At 71.0% G+C, this 18,460-nt stretch carries 13 protein-coding genes; 7 read left to right on the top strand and 6 right to left on the bottom strand.

Annotation, left to right across the window (positions count from 1 at the left end):
• Positions 1–14: 14 nt before the first annotated feature.
• Together FB391_RS05965 and FB391_RS05970 are read right to left on the bottom strand one after the other, a co-directional pair.
• The gene (locus tag FB391_RS05965; RefSeq protein WP_141893465.1) at positions 15–1,229 is read right to left on the bottom strand and encodes a trans-sulfuration enzyme family protein; all 1,215 of its coding nucleotides are present in this window, start codon (positions 1,227–1,229) and stop codon (positions 15–17) included.
• A 137-nt stretch (positions 1,230–1,366) separates the two neighbouring features.
• Positions 1,367–2,176: a ParA family protein gene (locus FB391_RS05970; RefSeq protein ID WP_141893466.1), complete on the bottom strand. Its 810-nt coding sequence runs from the start codon at positions 2,174–2,176 to the stop codon at positions 1,367–1,369.
• A gap of 97 nt (positions 2,177–2,273) precedes the next feature.
• On the opposite strand from FB391_RS05970, the gene FB391_RS05975 reads away from it, so the two are divergent.
• From FB391_RS05975 to FB391_RS05985, 3 genes are read left to right on the top strand one after another with little or no spacing between them, the layout of a single operon-like run.
• Positions 2,274–5,681, top strand: coding sequence for a pyruvate carboxylase (locus FB391_RS05975; protein ID WP_141893467.1), 3,408 nt, complete (start codon positions 2,274–2,276; stop codon positions 5,679–5,681).
• A gap of 49 nt (positions 5,682–5,730) precedes the next feature.
• On the top strand, positions 5,731–7,686 hold the full coding sequence (locus tag FB391_RS05980; protein WP_141893468.1) for a nucleotide-binding protein: 1,956 nt from the start codon (positions 5,731–5,733) through the stop codon (positions 7,684–7,686).
• Positions 7,686–8,177 carry a peptide deformylase gene (locus tag FB391_RS05985; RefSeq protein ID WP_141893469.1) on the top strand — a complete coding sequence of 164 codons (492 nt, stop codon included), beginning with the start codon at positions 7,686–7,688 and terminating at the stop codon, positions 8,175–8,177. The genes FB391_RS05980 and FB391_RS05985 overlap by 1 nt, the downstream gene beginning before the upstream one ends.
• Before the next feature lie 69 nt (positions 8,178–8,246).
• Here the strand turns inward: FB391_RS05985 and FB391_RS05990 are convergent, their stop codons facing one another.
• Positions 8,247–10,073 (bottom strand): AMP-dependent synthetase/ligase, encoded by a 1,827-nt coding sequence (locus tag FB391_RS05990; protein ID WP_141893470.1) that lies wholly within the window; start codon positions 10,071–10,073, stop codon positions 8,247–8,249.
• A gap of 153 nt (positions 10,074–10,226) precedes the next feature.
• On the opposite strand from FB391_RS05990, the gene FB391_RS05995 reads away from it, so the two are divergent.
• From FB391_RS05995 to FB391_RS06005, 3 genes are all read left to right on the top strand, one after another.
• Positions 10,227–11,162: an ROK family glucokinase gene (locus FB391_RS05995; RefSeq protein WP_141893471.1), complete on the top strand. Its 936-nt coding sequence runs from the start codon at positions 10,227–10,229 to the stop codon at positions 11,160–11,162.
• A gap of 7 nt (positions 11,163–11,169) precedes the next feature.
• Positions 11,170–11,859 carry a lysophospholipid acyltransferase family protein gene (locus FB391_RS06000; protein ID WP_141893472.1) on the top strand — a complete coding sequence of 230 codons (690 nt, stop codon included), beginning with the start codon at positions 11,170–11,172 and terminating at the stop codon, positions 11,857–11,859.
• 69 nt (positions 11,860–11,928) lie between these two features.
• A complete protein-coding gene (locus FB391_RS06005) occupies positions 11,929–13,266 on the top strand; it encodes a class II 3-deoxy-7-phosphoheptulonate synthase (protein ID WP_141893473.1) in 1,338 nt (445 codons plus the stop codon).
• A gap of 162 nt (positions 13,267–13,428) precedes the next feature.
• Here the strand turns inward: FB391_RS06005 and pknB are convergent, their stop codons facing one another.
• Both pknB and FB391_RS06015 read right to left on the bottom strand, forming a co-directional pair.
• Complete coding sequence (gene pknB / locus FB391_RS06010; protein ID WP_141893474.1) at positions 13,429–15,384, bottom strand: Stk1 family PASTA domain-containing Ser/Thr kinase; 1,956 nt, start codon at positions 15,382–15,384, stop codon at positions 13,429–13,431.
• A 108-nt stretch (positions 15,385–15,492) separates the two neighbouring features.
• Positions 15,493–16,713 (bottom strand): LysM peptidoglycan-binding domain-containing protein, encoded by a 1,221-nt coding sequence (locus FB391_RS06015; RefSeq protein ID WP_141893680.1) that lies wholly within the window; start codon positions 16,711–16,713, stop codon positions 15,493–15,495.
• 192 nt (positions 16,714–16,905) lie between these two features.
• On the opposite strand from FB391_RS06015, the gene FB391_RS06020 reads away from it, so the two are divergent.
• Positions 16,906–17,265, top strand: a complete 360-nt coding sequence (locus tag FB391_RS06020; protein WP_185842961.1) for an Rv2175c family DNA-binding protein — start codon at positions 16,906–16,908, stop codon at positions 17,263–17,265.
• Positions 17,266–17,319: 54 nt separating this feature from the next.
• On the opposite strand, the gene FB391_RS06025 is transcribed toward FB391_RS06020, so the two are convergent.
• Complete coding sequence (locus tag FB391_RS06025; RefSeq protein WP_141893476.1) at positions 17,320–18,414, bottom strand: polyprenyl synthetase family protein; 1,095 nt, start codon at positions 18,412–18,414, stop codon at positions 17,320–17,322.
• Between the last annotated feature and the right edge of the window lie 46 nt (positions 18,415–18,460).

Genomic DNA, 18,460 nt, shown 5'->3' on the forward strand with positions numbered 1-18,460 from the left:
CCACCCCTCCTGACTCAGCCGGCGTTCGACATCGCCGCGCTGTTCGTGCGCGCCGTCGCGGTGAGCGCCTGGCCCAGGTCGGCGATGAGGTCCTGCGGATCCTCCAGCCCGATGGACAGCCGCACCAGCGCGTCCGACGGCTTCGCGTCGGACACCACCGGACGGTGCGTGAGCGCGGCCGGGTGCTGGATGAGCGAGTCGACGCTCCCGAGCGACACCGCGTGCGTGAACAGCTCGACGCGCGCGGTGAGCGCGGCGGCGGCCTCGTAACCACCGGCGAGCTCGACGGCGATCATCGCGCCCGGACCCGCCTGCTGGGTGCCCACGAGCCCTTCGGGGTCGCAGCCGGGCAGGCCCGGGAAGTGCACGCGCGACACCTCGGGGCGCGTCGTGAGCCACTCCGCGACGACGCGTGCGCCCTCCTGCTGCGCCCGGACCCGCACCGGAAGCGTCGCGAGGCCCCGATGCAGCAGGTACGCCGCGAGCGGATGCATGATCGCGCCGGTGATGGCGCGTGTGCGCCGCAGGGCGGCCGCCAGACGCGCGTCGCACGCCACCACTCCGCCGACGACGTCGCCGTGGCCTCCCAGGTACTTCGTGGCGCTGTGGAGCGACAGGGCGGCGCCGAGCTCCAGCGGCTGCTGCAGGACAGGCGTGGCGAAGGTGTTGTCGACGAGGACCGGCACGTCACCCGCGGCGGCCACGACGGCGCGCAGGTCGACGAGCTCCAGCGTGGGGTTGGCGGGCGTCTCGAGCACGACGAGCGCCGTGTCGTCGCGAACCGCGGCGGCCACGCCGTCGGGGGCGCAGAAGGTGGTCTCCAGCCCGAGCAGCCCGGACGCGAGGAGGTGATCGGTGCCGCCGTACAGCGGGCGCACCGCGACGACGTGCCGCTTGCCCGACTCATGCGACACCCCCAGCAGCACCGCGGTGATCGCCGCCATGCCCGACGAGAACGCGACCGCCTCTTCGGCGTGCTCGAGGCGTGCGAGCGCCTCCTCGAACCGGGCGACCGTGGGGTTCCACAGGCGTGCGTACACATTCGAGCCGCCCTCGAACGGGTGACCGCCGGTCGCGAGCACCTCGTACGACATGCCGCCGACCTCCAGATCGGGCAGCGGGTTGGTCGACGAGAGGTCGAGGGGGAGGGCGTGGACGCCGAGGCTCGCGAGGTCTTCGCGGCCGGCGTGCACGGCAATGCTGTCGGGATGCAACGTCATCGGTGCCATGGCGATATGGTCAGCGATTTCGCCGCGGATGGCAAGTCGTGTTCACCCCCGCGTGCACAAGATGCTCATTCTGCTCACTGGGTGAGCAAAGTGGTGAGCCCGAGGGATGCCGGGATGCGGCATCCGCTGGTCGTCCGTCAGGGACGCGGGTCGTCGGGCGACGGGATGCGGCCCGTGCGCATGATGCGGTCCAGCAGCGAGTCGAAGTCGGCGGCGAGCTCCTGGGCGGAGTCACCCGGCCAGATGTGCAGCGGCTTGGCCGCGCCCTGCGCCTGCTGCAGCGACGTGCGCTCGGGCAGCTGCGGCGAGAGCACGAGCGGACCGAACATGTCGCGCAGCTCCTTGATGCGGAACTGGTGCTCGATCGACTGCGGGCGCACGCGGTTGACCACGATGCCCAGCGGCTGCAGGCGGGGGGAGAGGCCGCGGCGGATCTCTTCGATCGCGCGCAGCGCGCGGTCGGCGGCGGCCACCGAGAACAGGCCCGGCTCGGTCACCACGACCACACGGTCCGACGCCGCCCACGCGGTGCGCGTCAGGGCGTTGAGCGAGGGCGCGCAGTCGATGAGCACGAGGTCGTAGTCGGCCTCGATGGTGGCGAGCGCCTCTTCCATCTTCCAGACGTCGCGCACGCTCGGGTGCGGGCCGTCGAAGTTGATCGCCGACGGGCTGCCGATCATGACGTCGATCGTGCCGGGGTGGACCTTGGCCCACCCGCTGGAGGTGATGGCCTGACGGACCGTCTTCTCCTTGGGATTGGCCAGGACGTCGGCGACATTGAGTCGACCGGCGACTTGGATGTCCATTCCCGTCGAGACGTCGGACTGCGGGTCGAGGTCGACGACGAGCGTGCGGACACCGCGGGCGAAAGCCGCCGACGCGAGTCCGAGAGTCACGGTCGTCTTGCCGACGCCACCCTTGAGCGAGCTGACGGATAGGACGTGCACAAGCCACCACGTTACCGTCCCCTAGGCTGAGAGCACACTCAGCCGGATCCGGGGCGCAGATCCCCGACCCGCGCGCACCGCCGCTGACGGAGGTCGAATGTTCCGCAAGATCCTGGTCGCCAATCGCGGAGAGATCGCCATCCGCGCCTTCCGCGCCGCGTACGAGCTGGGGGCGCGCACAGTCGCGGTGTTCCCCTACGAGGACCGGAACTCGCTGCATCGGCTGAAGGCCGACGAGGCCTACCAGATCGGCGAGGTGGGGCATCCGGTCCGCGCATACCTCGACGTCGACGAGATCGTGCGCGTCGCGAAGGAGGCGGGCGCCGACGCGATCTATCCCGGCTACGGCTTCCTGTCCGAGAATCCCGAGCTCGCCGAGAAGGCGGCCGCGAACGGCATCGCGTTCATCGGCCCGCCCGCGAACGTGCTCGAGATGGCCGGGAACAAGGTCACCGCCAAGCAGCACGCGGTCGCGGCCGGCGTGCCGGTCCTGCGCTCGACCGAGGCGTCGGAGGACGTCGACGAGCTGCTGGCGCAGGCCGAAGCGATCGGATTCCCGATCTTCGTGAAGGCGGTCGCCGGCGGCGGCGGACGAGGGATGCGGCGCGTCGAGCGTGCCGAAGAACTCGCGCCGGCTCTCGCCGAGGCGATGCGCGAGGCGGGCAGCGCGTTCGGCGACGCCCGCGTGTTCCTCGAACAGGCGGTTCTGCGCCCGCGGCACGTCGAGGTGCAGATCCTCGCGGACGCGGCGGGCGAGACGGTGCACCTGTTCGAGCGCGACTGCTCGGTGCAGCGCCGCCACCAGAAGGTGATCGAGATCGCTCCGGCGCCCAACCTCGACGCGGCCGTCCGCGACGCGCTGCACGGCTACGCCGTCGCCTTCGCACGCTCGATCGGCTACCAGAACGCCGGCACCGTCGAGTTCCTCCTCGAGACGGCCGGCCCGCGCACGGGCGAGGTCGTCTTCATCGAGATGAACCCGCGCATCCAGGTCGAGCACACCGTCACCGAAGAGGTCACCGACGTCGACCTGGTGCAGTCGCAGATGCGCATCGCGGCGGGGCAGAGCCTCGCGGACCTGGGCCTCACGCAGGACCAGATCCACCTGCGCGGGGCCGCACTGCAGTGCCGCATCACCACGGAGGACCCGACCCAGGGCTTCCGCCCCGACACCGGCAAGATCACGACGTACCGCTCGCCGGGTGGCGCCGGCATCCGCCTGGACGGCGGCACGACCGCCGCCGGCGCGCAGATCAGCCCCCACTTCGACTCGATGCTGGCGAAGCTCACGTGCCGCGGCCGCGACTTCGGCGCCGCGGTCGTGCGCGCGCGCCGTGCCCTCGCGGAGTTCCGCATCCGCGGCGTCTCGACGAACATCCCCTTCCTGCAGGCGGTGCTCGACGACCCGTCGTTCGTCGCCGGCGACGTGAGCACCTCGTTCATCGACGAGCGGCCGGGACTGCTCAAGGGACGCGAGTCCAAGGACCGCGGCACCAAGATCCTGAACTGGCTCACCGACACGACGGTCAACAAGCCGAACGGCGACAACCCGGTCACCGTCGACCCGCGGTTGAAGCTCCCGGCCCTCGACCTCACGACGGAGCCGCCGGCCGGTTCGCGCCAGCGGCTGCTCGAACTGGGGCCGGCCGGCTTCGCGAAGGCGCTGCGCGAGCAGACGGCGCTCGGGGTCACCGAGACGACGTTCCGCGATGCGCACCAGTCGCTGCTGGCCACGCGTGTGCGCACGAAGGACCTCGTGACCGTCGCGCCGTACGTGGCACGCCTGACCCCGCAGCTCCTGTCGGTCGAGGCCTGGGGCGGCGCGACCTACGACGTCGCGCTGCGCTTCCTCGGCGAGGACCCGTGGGAGCGCCTGGATCGCCTGCGGACCGCGCTGCCCAACGTGGCGATCCAGATGCTGCTGCGCGGGCGCAACACCGTGGGCTACACGCCGTACCCGACCGAGGTCACCGACGCGTTCGTGCGCGAGGCCGCCGCGTCGGGCATCGACATCTTCCGCATCTTCGACGCGCTCAACGACGTGGCGCAGATGCGTCCCGCGATCGATGCGGTGCTCGCCACGGGCACGTCCATCGCCGAGGTCGCCGTCTGCTACACCGGCGACCTGCTCAATCCCGCAGAAGACCTCTACACGCTGGACTACTACCTGCGTCTGGCCGAGCAGATCGTCGACGCGGGCGCCCATGTCCTGGCGATCAAGGACATGGCCGGCCTGCTGCGCCCGGCGGCGGCATCCCGTCTCGTCAGTGCGCTGCGCGACCGCTTCGACGTCCCGGTCCACGTGCACACGCACGACACCGCCGGCGGACAGCTCGCCACGCTGCTCGCCGCGAGCGCGGCGGGGGCGGATGCCGTCGACGCGGCCGCTGCGCCGATGTCGGGGACCACGAGCCAGCCGTCGCTGTCGGCCCTCGTGGCCGCGCTGTCGCACACCGAGCGCGACACCGGCATCTCGCTCGACGCCGTGAGCGACCTCGAGCCCTACTGGGAGGCGGTGCGCCACCTGTACCGGCCGTTCGAGTCGGGACTGCCGGGCCCCACCGGCCGCGTGTACCACCACGAGATCCCCGGCGGCCAGCTGTCGAACCTGCGTCAGCAGGCGATCGCGCTCGGCCTGGCCGAGGATTTCGAGCTCATCGAGGACATGTACGCCGCCGCGAACGAGATCCTCGGGCGCGTGCCGAAGGTCACACCGTCGTCGAAGGTCGTGGGCGACCTGGCGCTGCACCTGGCCGCCGTCAAGGCGGACCCGAAGGACTTCGCCGAGAACCCGCAGAACTACGACATCCCCGACTCGGTCGTGGGGTTCATGGCGGGGGAGCTGGGCGACCTGCCGGGCGGGTGGCCGGAGCCCTTCCGCACCAAGGTGCTGCAGGGCCGCCAGGTGAGCATCGACCTCACTCCGCTGACGGATGCCGAGTCCGCGGCGCTCGACGCCGATGCCGCATCGCGGCGCGAGATGCTGAACAAGCTGCTGTTCCCCGGCCCGACCCGCGCGTTCCAGCAGACGCGCGAGGTGTTCGGAGACCTCAGCGTGCTCGACACCGTCGACTACCTCTACGGTCTCACCGCCGGCGCGGAGCACGTCGTCGAGATCGAGCGCGGCGTGCAGCTGTACGTCGGGCTCGAGGCGATCGGCGAGGCCGACGACAAGGGCATCCGCACCGTCATGACCACCCTCAACGGCCAGCTGCGCCCCGTGTTCGTGCGGGACCGCAGCATCAAGGTCGAGGCGCGACAGGCAGAGAAGGCCGACACCACCCGGCCGGGACAGGTCGCGGCGCCGTTCTCGGGCGTCGTGACGCTCAAGACGCTCGTCGGCGACACCGTCACGGCGGGCCAGCCGGTCGCCTCGATCGAGGCGATGAAGATGGAAGCCGCGATCACCGCGCCCGTCGACGGAGTGGTCGAACGCCTCGCCATCGCCGAGACCGCGCAAGTCGATGCCGGAGACCTTTTGGTCGTGATCCGTCCGGCCCAGTAGCCTGGAGGGTGGCATCCGCCCGAATACGTCTGCCCTGGAGAACTCCGCAGTGACGCCCGATCGCACCGACCATACGCCCGACGAGCCCGTGAACGGCGTGCTCTCCGACACCGGAAGCCTCGACACCGCAGGCATCGGAATCCTCGGAGGTGCGACGGCGCAGGTCAACGTCGAGCTGCCGACGGAGTCGGACGACGACCGTGACGACGACGGCGTGATCGACGACGAGGTCCCCTTCGTCATCGAGATCCCCGCCGACGCCGACCTGCCGATCGTCGAGGTCTTCGTGCCCGCCGAGCCGGACGACGACGTGATCGACGCGGACGAGGTGCTCGCGGACGAGGTGCTCGCCGATGACGGGCACGCCGAGGTCATCGAGGACGCCGTTGTCGTGGACGCGGTGGTGGTGGACGAAGTCGTGGGCGACGAGATCGCCGTCGAAGCGATCGCGGAGGACGAGATCGCCGACGCCGAGGCGGAGCCGGAGCCGGAGCTCGCGTCCCCGGACGCCGAGGCGCCGGAGCCCGCCCCCGAGTCGAGCGAGGACGAGCCAGCGACCGATGTCGCCGTCGAGCCCGCGACGGCACCCGAGGCGTCCGAGCCGGTCGAGCCTTCTGCGGGCGACGAGCCCCTCGAGGCTCAGCCCGAGGCGGCCGACGGGGCCTTCGCGGACGAGGCCGACGAGTTCGCCGGCGTCGACTTCGAGGCGGCAGACTTCGACACGTCCGACTTCGAGTTCGACGGCACCGAGTTCGACCTCGAGTTGACCGATGAGATCGCGGAGGATCCCATGACTGCGCACGCCCCGGAACCCGAAGAGACGGATGCCGCGGCATCCCGATCCGCAGCGACCGACGCTCCGGCGCCTCCGGTGGTCCCGGCGGCCGCCGCCGCAGCGGCGGCGGCGACCGCGCCCGCTCCGGCCACCCGGCGCGAGGCGCAGCACACCGGCGCCGTGCCGGTCGTGGAGCGCCAGGCGGAGCGCGCCGTGGACCGCATCGCGCCGCGACCCGGTGTGGCGCTGACCTCGAAGCGCCTCGGCGAGTTCGAGGCCGGCCGCGAGACCTCCGACCTGCTCACCGCCGACCGCCTGCTCGACCCGCACCAGGTGGTCAAGCCCGAACCCGAGGGGACGTGGCAGCACTTCGTGTACTCGATCTCGGGCAAGCGCATCAACCTCGGCGACAGCAAGCGCGCCCGCGCCCGCAAAGAGATGGACCGTCGCATCGCAGCACCTCTCACCGGTGGCGCGCGCTTCGTGCCGGTCCTGTCGCGCAAGGGCGGCGTCGGCAAGACGACGGTCACCACGCTGCTCGGCATGGCCCTCGCCGACGCCCGCGACGACCGCGTGATCGCCGTCGACGCCAACCCCGACCGCGGGACGCTCGCCGAGCGCATCTCGCGCGACAGCGGCAAGACCGTCCGCGACCTCGTGCGCATCAGCCCCGAGGTCGTCGGATTCAACGACCTGTCGAACATCGTCGCTCGCGACGAGACGCGCCTGGACGTCGTGGCGTCCGACACCGACCCGCGCGTCTCGGAGGCGTTCAACGACGCCGACTACCGCGACGTCGCCGCCCTCGCCGCGCACTACTACTCGGTCGTGCTCACCGACACGGGCACCGGCATCGTGCACTCGGTCATGGGGGCGACCCTCGACCTCGCCGACCAGATCGTCATCGTCGCCGGCCTCAGCGTCGACGAGGCGCGCCTCGCGTCCGAGACGCTGACGTGGCTCGAGACCAACGGATACTCCGACAAGGTGCGCAGCGCCATCGTGGTGCTCAACAACGCCAAGCCCGGGCACCCGCTCGTGCAGCTCGACGAGCTCGAGGCGCACTTCCGCACGCGCGTGCGCGCCGTGGTGCGCGTGCCGTACGACGCGCACATCGCCGCAGGCAGCGCCATCGTGTTCCGCGAGCTGCAGCCCGCGACGCGGGACGCGGCACGTGAGCTCGCGGCGACCGTCGTCGAGGGTCTGCGCACGCCGGCGGTGGCCGCCTGATGGCGGTCCGGCCCATCCGCATCTTCGGCGACCCCGTCCTGAAGTCGGTCTGCGCCCCGATCGGCGAGATCGACGAAGGCGTGCGCGCTCTGGTGCGCGACCTCGTCGACACCGTCGAGCTCCCCGGCCGTGCCGGCGTCGCCGCCAACCAGATCGGCGTCGGACTGCGCGCATTCAGCTACAACATCGACGGCGACATCGGGTATGTGCTGAACCCCATGCTCGTCGAGGTGTCGGGCGAGCCCGAAGCCATCGGCGAGGGCTGCCTCTCGGTGCCGGGGCTCTGGCACGACGCGGTCCGCTACCCGCACGCGAAGGTCGTCGGCCTCGACCTCGACGGCAACGAGCTCGTCATCGAGGGCGACGGACTGCTCGCCCAGGCGCTCCAGCACGAGACGGATCACCTCGACGGCAAGCTCTACCTCGACCGGCTCACGCCCGACGAGCGACGTGTCGCCATGCGCGAGATCCGCGAGTCCGACTGGTTCTGATCACTCGGATCCGAGAAAGCGAAAGGGATGCCGGCGGCCGAGGCCGCCGGCATCCCTTTGTGCATAGCGCTACGAGAGCGAGACGTTCGTGGTGCTCACCGGCACCGCGTAGATCTCTTCGACGTCGCCCGCGAAGTCCGCGAGGATGACGTTGCGCTTGATGCTCATCTTCGGCGTGAGGTGGCCGCTGTCTTCGGTCCACTCGCTCGGGAGGATCGTGAACTTGCGGATCGACTCGGCGCGTGAGACGTACTTGTTGGCCTCGTCGATCGCACGCTGCACCTCGGCACGCACCGCGGGGTTCTTCGCGGCGTCCGCGAGCGACAGGTCGCGGGGCAGGTCGTTGTTCGCGAGCCACGCCGGCAGCATCTCGGGGTCGAGGGTGATGAGGGCGGCGATGAACGGCTTCTGATCGCCGACGACCACCACCTGCCCGACGATCGGGTTGGCGCGGATCGGGTCCTCGAGCGCGGCGGGCGAGACGTTCTTGCCACCGGCGGTGACGATGATCTCTTTCTTGCGGCCGGTGATCGTGAGGAAGCCCTCGTCGTCGAACGAGCCGACGTCGCCCGTCTTGAACCAGTCGCCGTCGAACGCGGCCGCGGTGGCCTCGTCGTTGCGCCAGTACTCCTTGAAGACGTTGATGCCGCGCACCTGGATCTCGCCGTCGTCGGCGAGGCGGATGCCGACGCCCGGCAGCACGGGGCCGACGGTGCCGATCTTGGACTTCGACGGGATGTTGACCGTCGCCGGTGCGGTCGTCTCGGTCAGGCCGTAGCCCTCGAGGATCGTGACGCCCAGGCTGTGGAAGAAGTGCCCGAGGCGCGGGCCGAGCGGGGCCGACCCCGACACGGCGTACGTCACGCGGCCACCCATCGCCTGGCGGAGCTTCGAGTAGACGAGCTTGTCGAACAGCGCGAACTTGATCTTCGTGCCGAACGGGATCTTCTTGCCCTCCTGCAGCAGCGTCGAGTGCTCGACGGCGGTCTTGGCGGCGGCGCGGAAGATCTTGCCCTTGCCGCCCGCCTCGGCCTTCTGCTCGGCCGAGTTGTAGACCTTCTCGAACACGCGGGGGACCGCGAGCAGGAAGGTCGGCTTGAACGAGCCGAGTGCCGGCAGCAGCTGCTTGGTGTCGGGCTGGTGGCCGACCTTGACGCCGGAGTGCACGGCGAGGATCGAGATGAAGCGGGCGAAGACGTGCGCCGTCGTGATGAACAGCAGCGTCGATGCGCCCGGGGTCTCGACGACCTCGTGGAGCGACTTGGCCGAGTTGCGGGCGAGCTCGACGAAGTTGCTGTGCGTCAGGACGCACCCCTTCGGCCGCCCGGTGGATCCCGACGTGTAGATGAGGGTCGCGATGTCGGCGCCCACCGCGATGCCGCGGCGGCGCTCGATCTCGTCGTCCGCGACGCCCTTGCCCTGCTCGACGAGCTTGTCGAGGTCGCCCGCGTGCATCTGCCACGACGAGCGGACCAGCGGAAGGTCGGCGCGGGCCTCTTCGAACCGTGCGGAGTGCTCGGCCTGCTCGGTGATGATCGCGATCGCGCCCGAGTCCGACAGGTTCCACGCGATCTGGGCGGCCGAGCTGGTCTCGTAGATCGGGACCATGACGGCGCCCGCGTAGAAGAGCGCGAAGTCGACGAGCGACCACTGGTAGGTCGTGCGGGCGACGAAGCCCACCTTGTCGCCGGGCTCGATGCCGGCGGCGGCGAAGCCCTTCGCGAGGGCGATCACCTGCTTCTGGAACTCGGCGGCGCTGATGTCGCGCCACCCCTCGCCGTCCGGAACGGCGAACAGCGCCCTGTCCGGCGTCGCCTTGACGCGCTCGACCAGCAGGTCGGCGATGTTTGCTTGCGGATCGGCGGGGACGATCGCGGGGACTTCGAACTGGACCACGGCAGCTCCTTCGGTACCGGACGACGGATTATCTCGGGTAGATGGTTCGAGTCTAATCGGCCGTCACATGAGCACTGTCGGGGGTGTGGACGAGCACGCGCTGACTAGACTGCAAGACGCTGTCGCGCGCGCGAGAGCCGGGAAGGAAGTGCAGTGCTCAAGGTCGGCATCGACATCGGCGGGACGAAGATCGCGGGAGGCGTCGTCGACGCCGACGGACGCATCATCGAGAAGGTCCGCGTCGACACGCCTACCGACACCGGGGCGCTCGCCCAGGCCGTCATCGACATGGCGCGCCACTTCCGCTCCGGCCACGAGGTGTCGGCCGTCGGCGTCGCCGCCGCGGGGTTCATCGACCGCGACCGGGCCATCGTGATCCACGCGCCCAATATCGCGTGGCGCAACGAGCCGCTCAAGGCGCGCCTGGAGGACGGCATCCAGCTCCCCGTCGCGATCGAGAACGACGCCAACGCTGCGGGCTGGGCCGAGTACCGGTTCGGAGCCGGGCAGGGCGTCGAGCACATGGTGATGCTGACGATGGGCACGGGCGTCGGGGGAGCGATCATCCTCGACGGGCAGCTCTTCCGCGGTGGTCACGGCATCGCCGCCGAGCTGGGTCACCTGCGCTTCATCCGCGGCGGTCTGCTGTGCGGCTGCGGACAGAGCGGATGTCTCGAGCAGTACGCGTCCGGTCGGGCGCTGCAGCGCGAGGCGCACGACATCGCCGACGCCGGCGGGATCGGCGAGGCCCTCGCGGCGCTGCGCGCCGAGACCGGGACGATCTCGGGCCCGGCCGTCTCGCGGCTCGTGCTGGCCGGCGACCCGGGCGCCACCGAGGCGCTGCGCCGCGTGGCGACCGCGCTCGGCGAGGCCTGCGGCGGATTCCAGGCGGTCCTCGACCCGGAGCTGTTCGTCATCGGCGGCGGCGTCGCGCAGCTCGGCGAGGATCTGCTCGCCCCCGTGCGGCTCGCCTACGAGACCTCGCTCCCGGGCTATGGCGACCGACCGGTCGCACGGTTCGCGATCGCGCAGCTGGTCAACGACGCCGGGCTCATCGGCGCCGCGGACCTGGCCACGGCGGAGGGGTAGACGCCCGATGTTCTACTGGCTGATGAAGTACGTGGTGATCGGTCCGATCGTCAAGGCGATCTGGCGCCCGTGGATCGTCGGCCGGCGCAACATCCCCGCCGAAGGAGCGGCGATCCTCGCCAGCAACCACCTCTCGGTGATGGACTCGATCTTCCTGCCCCTCATGATCGACCGGCCGGTGTCGTTCCTCGCCAAGAGCGACTACTTCACGGGCAAGGGCATCAAGGGCTGGGCGACCCGCGTCTTCATGAAGGCCACGGGACAGATCCCCATCGACCGATCCGGCGGCAAGGCCTCCGAGGCCTCTCTCAACACCGGCCTGCAGGTGCTCGGCCGCGACGACCTCCTCGGCATCTACCCCGAGGGCACCCGCAGCCCCGACGGCAAGCTCTACCGCGGCCGGACGGGCCTTGCCCGCATGGCGCTGGAGGCGCATGTGCCGGTCGTCCCCGTCGTCATGGTCGACACCGACACCATGCTGCCGATCGGCCGGACCATCCCGCGGATCGTGCGCGTCGGCATCGTGATCGGCGAGCCGCTGGACTTCTCGCGCTTCCAGGGCATGGAGGGCGACCGCTACATCCTGCGCTCGGTCACCGACGAGATCATGGTCGCGCTGCAGCGGCTGGGCGAGCAGGAGTACGAGGACGTGTACGCCTCGACAGTCAAGGACCGGCTGCAGAAGCCCGCGGCCTGACGCCCCGGGTGCGCCGGAGGCCGCGTCACGCGGCGCCGGGGCATGGTCGCCCGCGGCTAGAATCGGGGGATGCTCCAGCACCTCGACGCACTCGACCACTGGCGGACCCTGCCGATCAAGCAGCAGCCGCAGTGGTATGACGACGAGGCCGTGGCTGCGGCATCCGCCGAACTCGCGACGCTGCCCCCGCTGGTCTTCGCGGGCGAGGTCGACAACCTGCGCGACCGGCTGGCGCGCGCCGCGTCGGGTCGTGCCTTCCTTCTGCAGGGCGGCGACTGCGCCGAGACGTTCGCGGGCGCCACCGCCGAGCAGATCCGCAACCGCATCAAGACGGTGCTCCAGATGGCGGTCGTGCTGACATACGGCGCGTCGATGCCGATCGTCAAGATGGGCCGCATGGCGGGACAGTTCGCCAAGCCGCGCTCTAGCGACACCGAGACCCGCGGCGAGGTGACGCTGCCGGCATACCGCGGCGACATCGTCAACGGCTACGACTTCACCGAGGGCTCGCGACAGGCCGACCCCCAGCGTCTGCTGAAGGGCTACCACACCGCCGCGTCGACCATCAACCTCATCCGCGCGTTCACGACCGGTGGCTTCGCCGATCTGCGCGAGGTGCACTCGTGGAACAAGGGCTTCGCGCAGAACCCCGCCAACCAGCAGTACGAGCGTCTCGCGACCGAGATCGACCGTGCCATCAAGTTCATGGAGGCCGCGGGCGCCGACTTCGAGGAGCTGACGCGAGTCGAGTTCTACACCGGCCACGAGGGTCTGCTCATGGACTACGAGCGGCCGCTGACACGGATCGACTCGCGCACCAGCACGCCGTACAACACGTCGGCCCACTTCCTGTGGATCGGGGAGCGCACGCGCGACCTCGACGGCGCGCACGTCGACTACTTCTCGAAGATCCGCAACCCGATCGGCGTGAAGCTCGGCCCGACCACGACGCCCGAGACCGCTCTCGCGCTCATCGACAAGCTCGACCCCGAGCGTGAGCCGGGTCGCCTCACGTTCATCACCCGCATGGGCGCGGGCAAGATCCGCGACGCGCTCCCGCCCCTGCTGGAGGCCGTGCGCGATTCGGGCGCGACGCCGCTGTGGGTCACCGACCCCATGCACGGCAACGGCATCACCACGCCCACCGGCTACAAGACGCGGCGCTTCGACGACGTCGTCGACGAGGTCCGCGGCTTCTTCGAGGCGCACCGCGCGGTCGGCACGTTCCCCGGCGGCATCCACGTAGAGCTCACCGGCGACGACGTCACCGAGTGCCTCGGCGGCTCCGAGCAGATCGACGAGGCGACGCTCGCGACCCGCTACGAGTCGCTGTGCGACCCGCGCCTGAACCACATGCAGTCGCTCGAACTCGCCTTCCTCGTGGCCGAGGAGCTCGAGAAGCGCTGACGCGGCCGCCTGAACGTCGGAGATCCCGGATGCCTCGGCCCGAGGCATCCGGGATCCTCATGTCGACGCAGCCGAGGTGACGTGCGTTCGCGCTGTCGAAATCGGCATTCGCGCACGAAGACTTCGAGCGCGGATGCCGATTTCGACAGCGCGGCGTGCGGGCTAGAGGGTCGCGCCGATGCGCACCGACACCTCGGTGCCCTTCGGCTTCATCGTCCCGGCCTTGGGGGACTGCGACTCCACCTGCGTGAACGCGTCGGGGAACGAGTCCCACCGGTCGTCGTACTCGAGCGTGAACCCGAGCGCGGTCACCGCGTCGCGTGCTTCGGCGAGCGTCATCCCGGTCAGGTCGGGGACCGCGAACAGCGGAGGGCCGGTCGACACGACCAGCGTCAGCGTGCTGTTCGGCGCCAGCCAGCCGTTCTCGGGTATGCCGTCCACGCGGATCACCCGGCCCTCATCGACCGTGTCGCTCGGCTCGGACCCGCTCGGGTCGGCGGCGACCAGACCGACGCCCTCGAGGGTGCTCCGCGCCTTGCCCTCGGTCATGCCCGAGACGTCCGGCACCGGACCGAGCGACACCTGGAGGCGGGCGGAGTCGCCCTGATGGACGGTGCAGCCGTCGATGCACGGCACGTCCTGGGATCCGTCATCCGGAGCACCGGCAGCGCGGACGAAGACGCCCACGACGACGCCTTCGGGTGCCGGGGTGAAGAGCTGCTCGCTCTCGCCGGGCACGTCGATGGACTGCGCGGTCAGGGCCGAACGCGCGTCGGCGTCGGTCATGCCCGAGAACGATGGGAATGTCGCCTCGGCCGGGCCCAGCGACACGACGAGGGTCACCTCGGTGTCGCGATCGACGCGCGTGCCGTGCTCGGGGTTCGTGCTCATGACCTGGCCGGCCGGCACATCCAGGCTGTTGGCCTCGGCGCGGACGGCGATGAGCGTGTCCTGTTGCAGGCGGGCTGCGGCGTCTTCGTACGTCTGACCCGTCACGTCGGCGACGACCACCATCGAGCCCGGCCCCGAGCCGAACCACCAGCCGATCCCGCCCGCGAGGGCGGCCAGCAGCAGCACCAGCACGAGCAGCCACGCGCCGCGCGTGCGGCGCCGCTGCGTCGCGGTGCGCAGTCGCGCCGAGTTGTCGACCTCGTCGAGGGTCGCCACCGGCCCGGTCGCGGTGCTCGGGAGCACTGCGGTGAGCTCACCCGTGGGCGTCGCGGCATCGCCGACGACGCCGATCGGCCCGGTCCGCGTGACCACGGGGCTGACGCCGAGCTCGCGCTCGATCTCGCGCAGGCGGGTCAGCATCTCGCGCGCGTCGGTGGGGCGCTCGTCGGGCGACTTCTCGGTCGCCCACAGCACGAGCTCGTCCAGCGGCTCGGGCACGCCCGGGTTCTTGACGCTCGGGCGCGGCACCGAGTCCGTGGCGTGCTGGAACGCGATCTGCATGGGCTGCTCGCCCTTGTAGGGCTGCTCGCCGGTGAGCATCTCATACAGCATGATGCCGATGGCGTAGATGTCGCTGCGCGCGTCGGCGGTGCCGCGCGTGACGAGCTCGGGGGCGAGGTACGCGATCGTGCCGAGGAGCTGCGCGCCGGATGCCGTGTTCGCCGTCGTCGCGCGCGCGAGGCCGAAGTCGCCGATCTTGATGCGACCGTCCTCGGCGAGCAGCACGTTCTCGGGCTTGACGTCGCGGTGCACGATCCCGGCGCGGTGCGCCGCGGCCAGGCCCGACAGCACGGCGTCCAGGATCGAGATCGCCTGCGGCACGGTGAGCCGGCGCTGCTCGCGCAGCAGCTCGCGCAGCGTGATGCCCGGCAGGTACTCCATGACGAGGTACGCCATGTCGCCGTCCTGGCCCTGGTCGAACACGTTCACGACGTTGGGGTCGGCCAGGCGCGCGGCGGCACGGGCCTCTTGGATGAACCGGCTCTGGAACACGGAGTCGTCGCTCAGATGCGAGTGCATCACCTTGAGCGCGACGCGGCGCTCCAGCCGCAGATCCGTCGCGACGTACACCGTCGCCATGCCTCCGCGGGCGATGCGAGCACGCACCCGGTACCGGCCGTCGACGAGACGGCCGATCAGCGGGTCGGTCTGCTGACTCGTGCTCACGCTGAGAGTCTACGGATCCCGACCTGCGAGCCCGCGGAGCGCCTCACCTCGCGAGACCGTAATGTGACGGTCCGGCAGCCCGCCCGGCACCGCGTCGGACGCGATGTCTCAGCCGAGCGCCGCGAGCCACGACGCGGCCGGGGCCTCCCACTTGGCGTACGCGTCGGGGAAGGCCGAGATCTGGACCGCCTGCGCCGCCTGCGTGAACGTCAGGTTCTGCCAGCCGGGGACATCGAGCAGGCCGCGCGTGCGTGCGCCGTTCGGGTCGCCCGCACCGCCGTAGAAGACGCGGGTTGCGCGGGCGGCATCCTGCACCTCCGCCTCGGTGCCCCAGCCGTAGCTGGGTCGCTGCTGGAAGAGACCCAGCGAGTCGCGGTCGCCCCACGTCACGTTGCGCAGCGACGATTCCTGCATCGCGGTGCCGAGCGCGATCGCGATGCCGCGATCGGGCACACCGAGCTCCCGCCCGATGCGGACGATGAGCTGCGCGTTGGCGACCTGCTCGGCGGTGAGACCGGGGATCGAGGGCTGCGCGGTCGGGACGGTGATCGTCTGGCCGGGGTAGATGATCGACGACGCGCTGAGGCCGTTGGCGCCGAGCACCGCGTTGGTGCTGACTCCGTGGCGCTTCGCGATCGCGCTGATGGTGTCACCGGCGACGATCGTGTACGCCGTGCCCCCTGCCGACGGTGCTGCCGGAGGCGTCGGAGCGGGCGCCTCCGGTGCGGCGGGAGCGGAGGCCGCGGGCGCGGCTGCGCCGGGGATCGCGATCCGCTGGCCGGGGTAGATGATCGACGACCAGCCCAGGCCGTTGGCCGACAGCACCGCATTCGTGGTGACCCCGTGGCGTCGGGCGATCGAGCTGACCGTGTCGCCTCGCTGGACCGTGTACGAGCCCGCGCCTCCCGACGGAGCCGCGGGAGCTGCGGGTGTGGCCGGTGCGGATGCCGCCGCAGCCGTGAGCCTCAGGACCTGGCCGGGGTAGATGACCGACGACCAGCCGAGCCCGTTGAGGGCGAGCACGTCGGCGGTGCGCAGCCCGAAGCGGGCGGCGATGCGGCTGACCGTGTCGCCGCGCGCCACCGTGTAGGTCGCGGGTGCCGCCTGCGTCGCGACGACGGCCACCGCAGGAAGCGCGGCGACGGTCGCCGCGTCGGTCTGCGCCGCAGCGGCGGTGAGCGGGCGGACCGTCTGGGGCCGCTCCGCAGCCGCGCCGCGGGTCGCGGCAGACGCGTCCAGCGCGGCGCGGTGGGCGGAGTCCGCGGTCGCGGCCTGCGCCGGAGCGGCGGTGAGTGTCAGGGCGATGGATCCGGCGACGGCCACGGGCACACCCGTGAAGATCGCACGGGACCCGCGTGGAATGCGGGTGCTGCTGGTCTGTCGCACGAGTTTCCCCCCTCAGTCGACTCCGAGAACCGTGTCACGGATGATGAAAGGTGTCAACGCCTGTTATAAGAAGTGACCGCTGGGGTGGATGTGACGAAAGGGGAGTGCGGCCGGGGTCGTCGATGATCTGAGATAGTGGATTTCGTGACCTCTGACGACGTTTCGCTGTACGAGACCGACTGGCTCACCCTGCCGGAACTGGTGGAGGTGCTCGGCGAACCTCTCGGGCGCGTGCGCCGACTCCTGGACGAGTTCCACCTCGTGGGGACCCGTCGCGACGGGGTGCTGAAGGTGCCGGCGGTGTTCATCGTCGACGGCCACCCGCTGCCGTCGCTGCGGGGCACGGTCTTCGCTCTGCACGACGCCGGATTCTCGGACGACGAGGCGATCGACTGGCTGCTCGCCCCCGATGACACCATCGGCGTCGCACCCATCGAGGCGCTGCTGGCGGGACGCAAGAGCGAAGTCCGCCGGGTCGCGCGCGCGCTCGCCTGAGTCCCCGCGCGCGCAGGGGCGTCGCCGCAGGACTGCCGCTGTGAGCAGCGCCCGTCAGGTGGTGCGCACGGTCGCGGCGTGCGCCAGATCGCGCAGCTCGCCCACCGCGGCATTCCCCAGGCGTGCACCCGACAGCGCACGGTCGGCCTCATGGGCGTAGTCGGCGATGAGCCGCTCGACACGGTCGAGTGCGCCCGAGTCGACGATCGTCCGCTGCAGTGAGGCGACCTGGTCGGCGTCGAGCTGCGGGTCGCCGACGAGCTCGTCGACGATCCGCCGGGCTGTCGGGGCCAGCGCTTCACGCGTATAGGCGATGAGCACGGTGCGCTTCCCCTCGCGCAGGTCGTCGCCGGACGGCTTGCCGGTGGCCCGTTCGTCGCCGAAGACACCGAGCACGTCGTCGCGGAGCTGGAACGCCATGCCCAGGGGATGCCCGAACGCGGCGAGGGCAGCGGCCTGCGCGTCGTCGGCGCCGGCGAGCGCCGCGCCGATCGCGAGCGGCTGCTGCACGCTGTACCGCGCCGACTTGTACGAGGCCACCCGCAGCGCGCGTTCGGCGTGCCGCTCGTCGGGCTCTGTCACGAACGCGGACTCCTCCGCGATGTCGAGGAACTGACCCAGGGTCACCTCGCGCCGCATCAGCGCGTACTGGCGTCGGGCTGCCGCCGCCCGTGCGGACGGAGCCTCGGCGAGCCCCTCCTCGAGGATGTCGTCGCTCCATGCCACGAGCAGGTCGCCGACGAGGATGGCGCCTGACCGGCCGAACGCCTCGGCGTCGCCGTGCCATCCCGCGCTGCGGTGCCGGGCCTCCAGTGCCCGGTGCGTCGCCGGGCGCCCGCGACGCGTGTCGGAGTTGTCGATGAGATCGTCGTGCACGAGGGCCGCGGCGTGGAACACCTCGAGCGCGGCCGCGGCGGAGAGCACCGGTCCGGGGGCGTCGGCCGCGGTTCCCGACGCCTCCTCCACAGCCCTCCACCCGGCGAGGCAGAAGCGGCCGCGGAGGCGCTTGCCGCCGGTCGCCGCATCGGCTGCGGCATCCGCGAAAAGGGCGGCATCGGAGCCGGCATCGGCCGCACTCGCCCGTTGCGCTGTGACGAATGTGTCGACTCGCTGAGAAATGGCTTCGATCGGCTCTCCGGGGGTGGACACGGGCCTAGCCTAGTGACGAAGGGCACGCGTACAATCGAGCCACCGG

It is taken from the genome of Microbacterium kyungheense, assembly GCF_006783905.1.
Taxonomy (GTDB): Bacteria; Actinomycetota; Actinomycetes; order Actinomycetales; family Microbacteriaceae; genus Microbacterium; species Microbacterium kyungheense.

Coding starts and splice junctions, on each gene's coding strand:
- FB391_RS06000 (WP_141893472.1), top strand. CDS start 11,170: ATGTTCTACTGGCTGATGAAGTACGTGGTGATCGGTCCGATCGTCAAG.
- FB391_RS05985 (WP_141893469.1), top strand. CDS start 7,686: ATGGCGGTCCGGCCCATCCGCATCTTCGGCGACCCCGTCCTGAAGTCG.
- FB391_RS05975 (WP_141893467.1), top strand. CDS start 2,274: ATGTTCCGCAAGATCCTGGTCGCCAATCGCGGAGAGATCGCCATCCGC.
- FB391_RS06005 (WP_141893473.1), top strand. CDS start 11,929: ATGCTCCAGCACCTCGACGCACTCGACCACTGGCGGACCCTGCCGATC.
- FB391_RS05965 (WP_141893465.1), bottom strand. CDS start 1,229: ATGGCACCGATGACGTTGCATCCCGACAGCATTGCCGTGCACGCCGGC.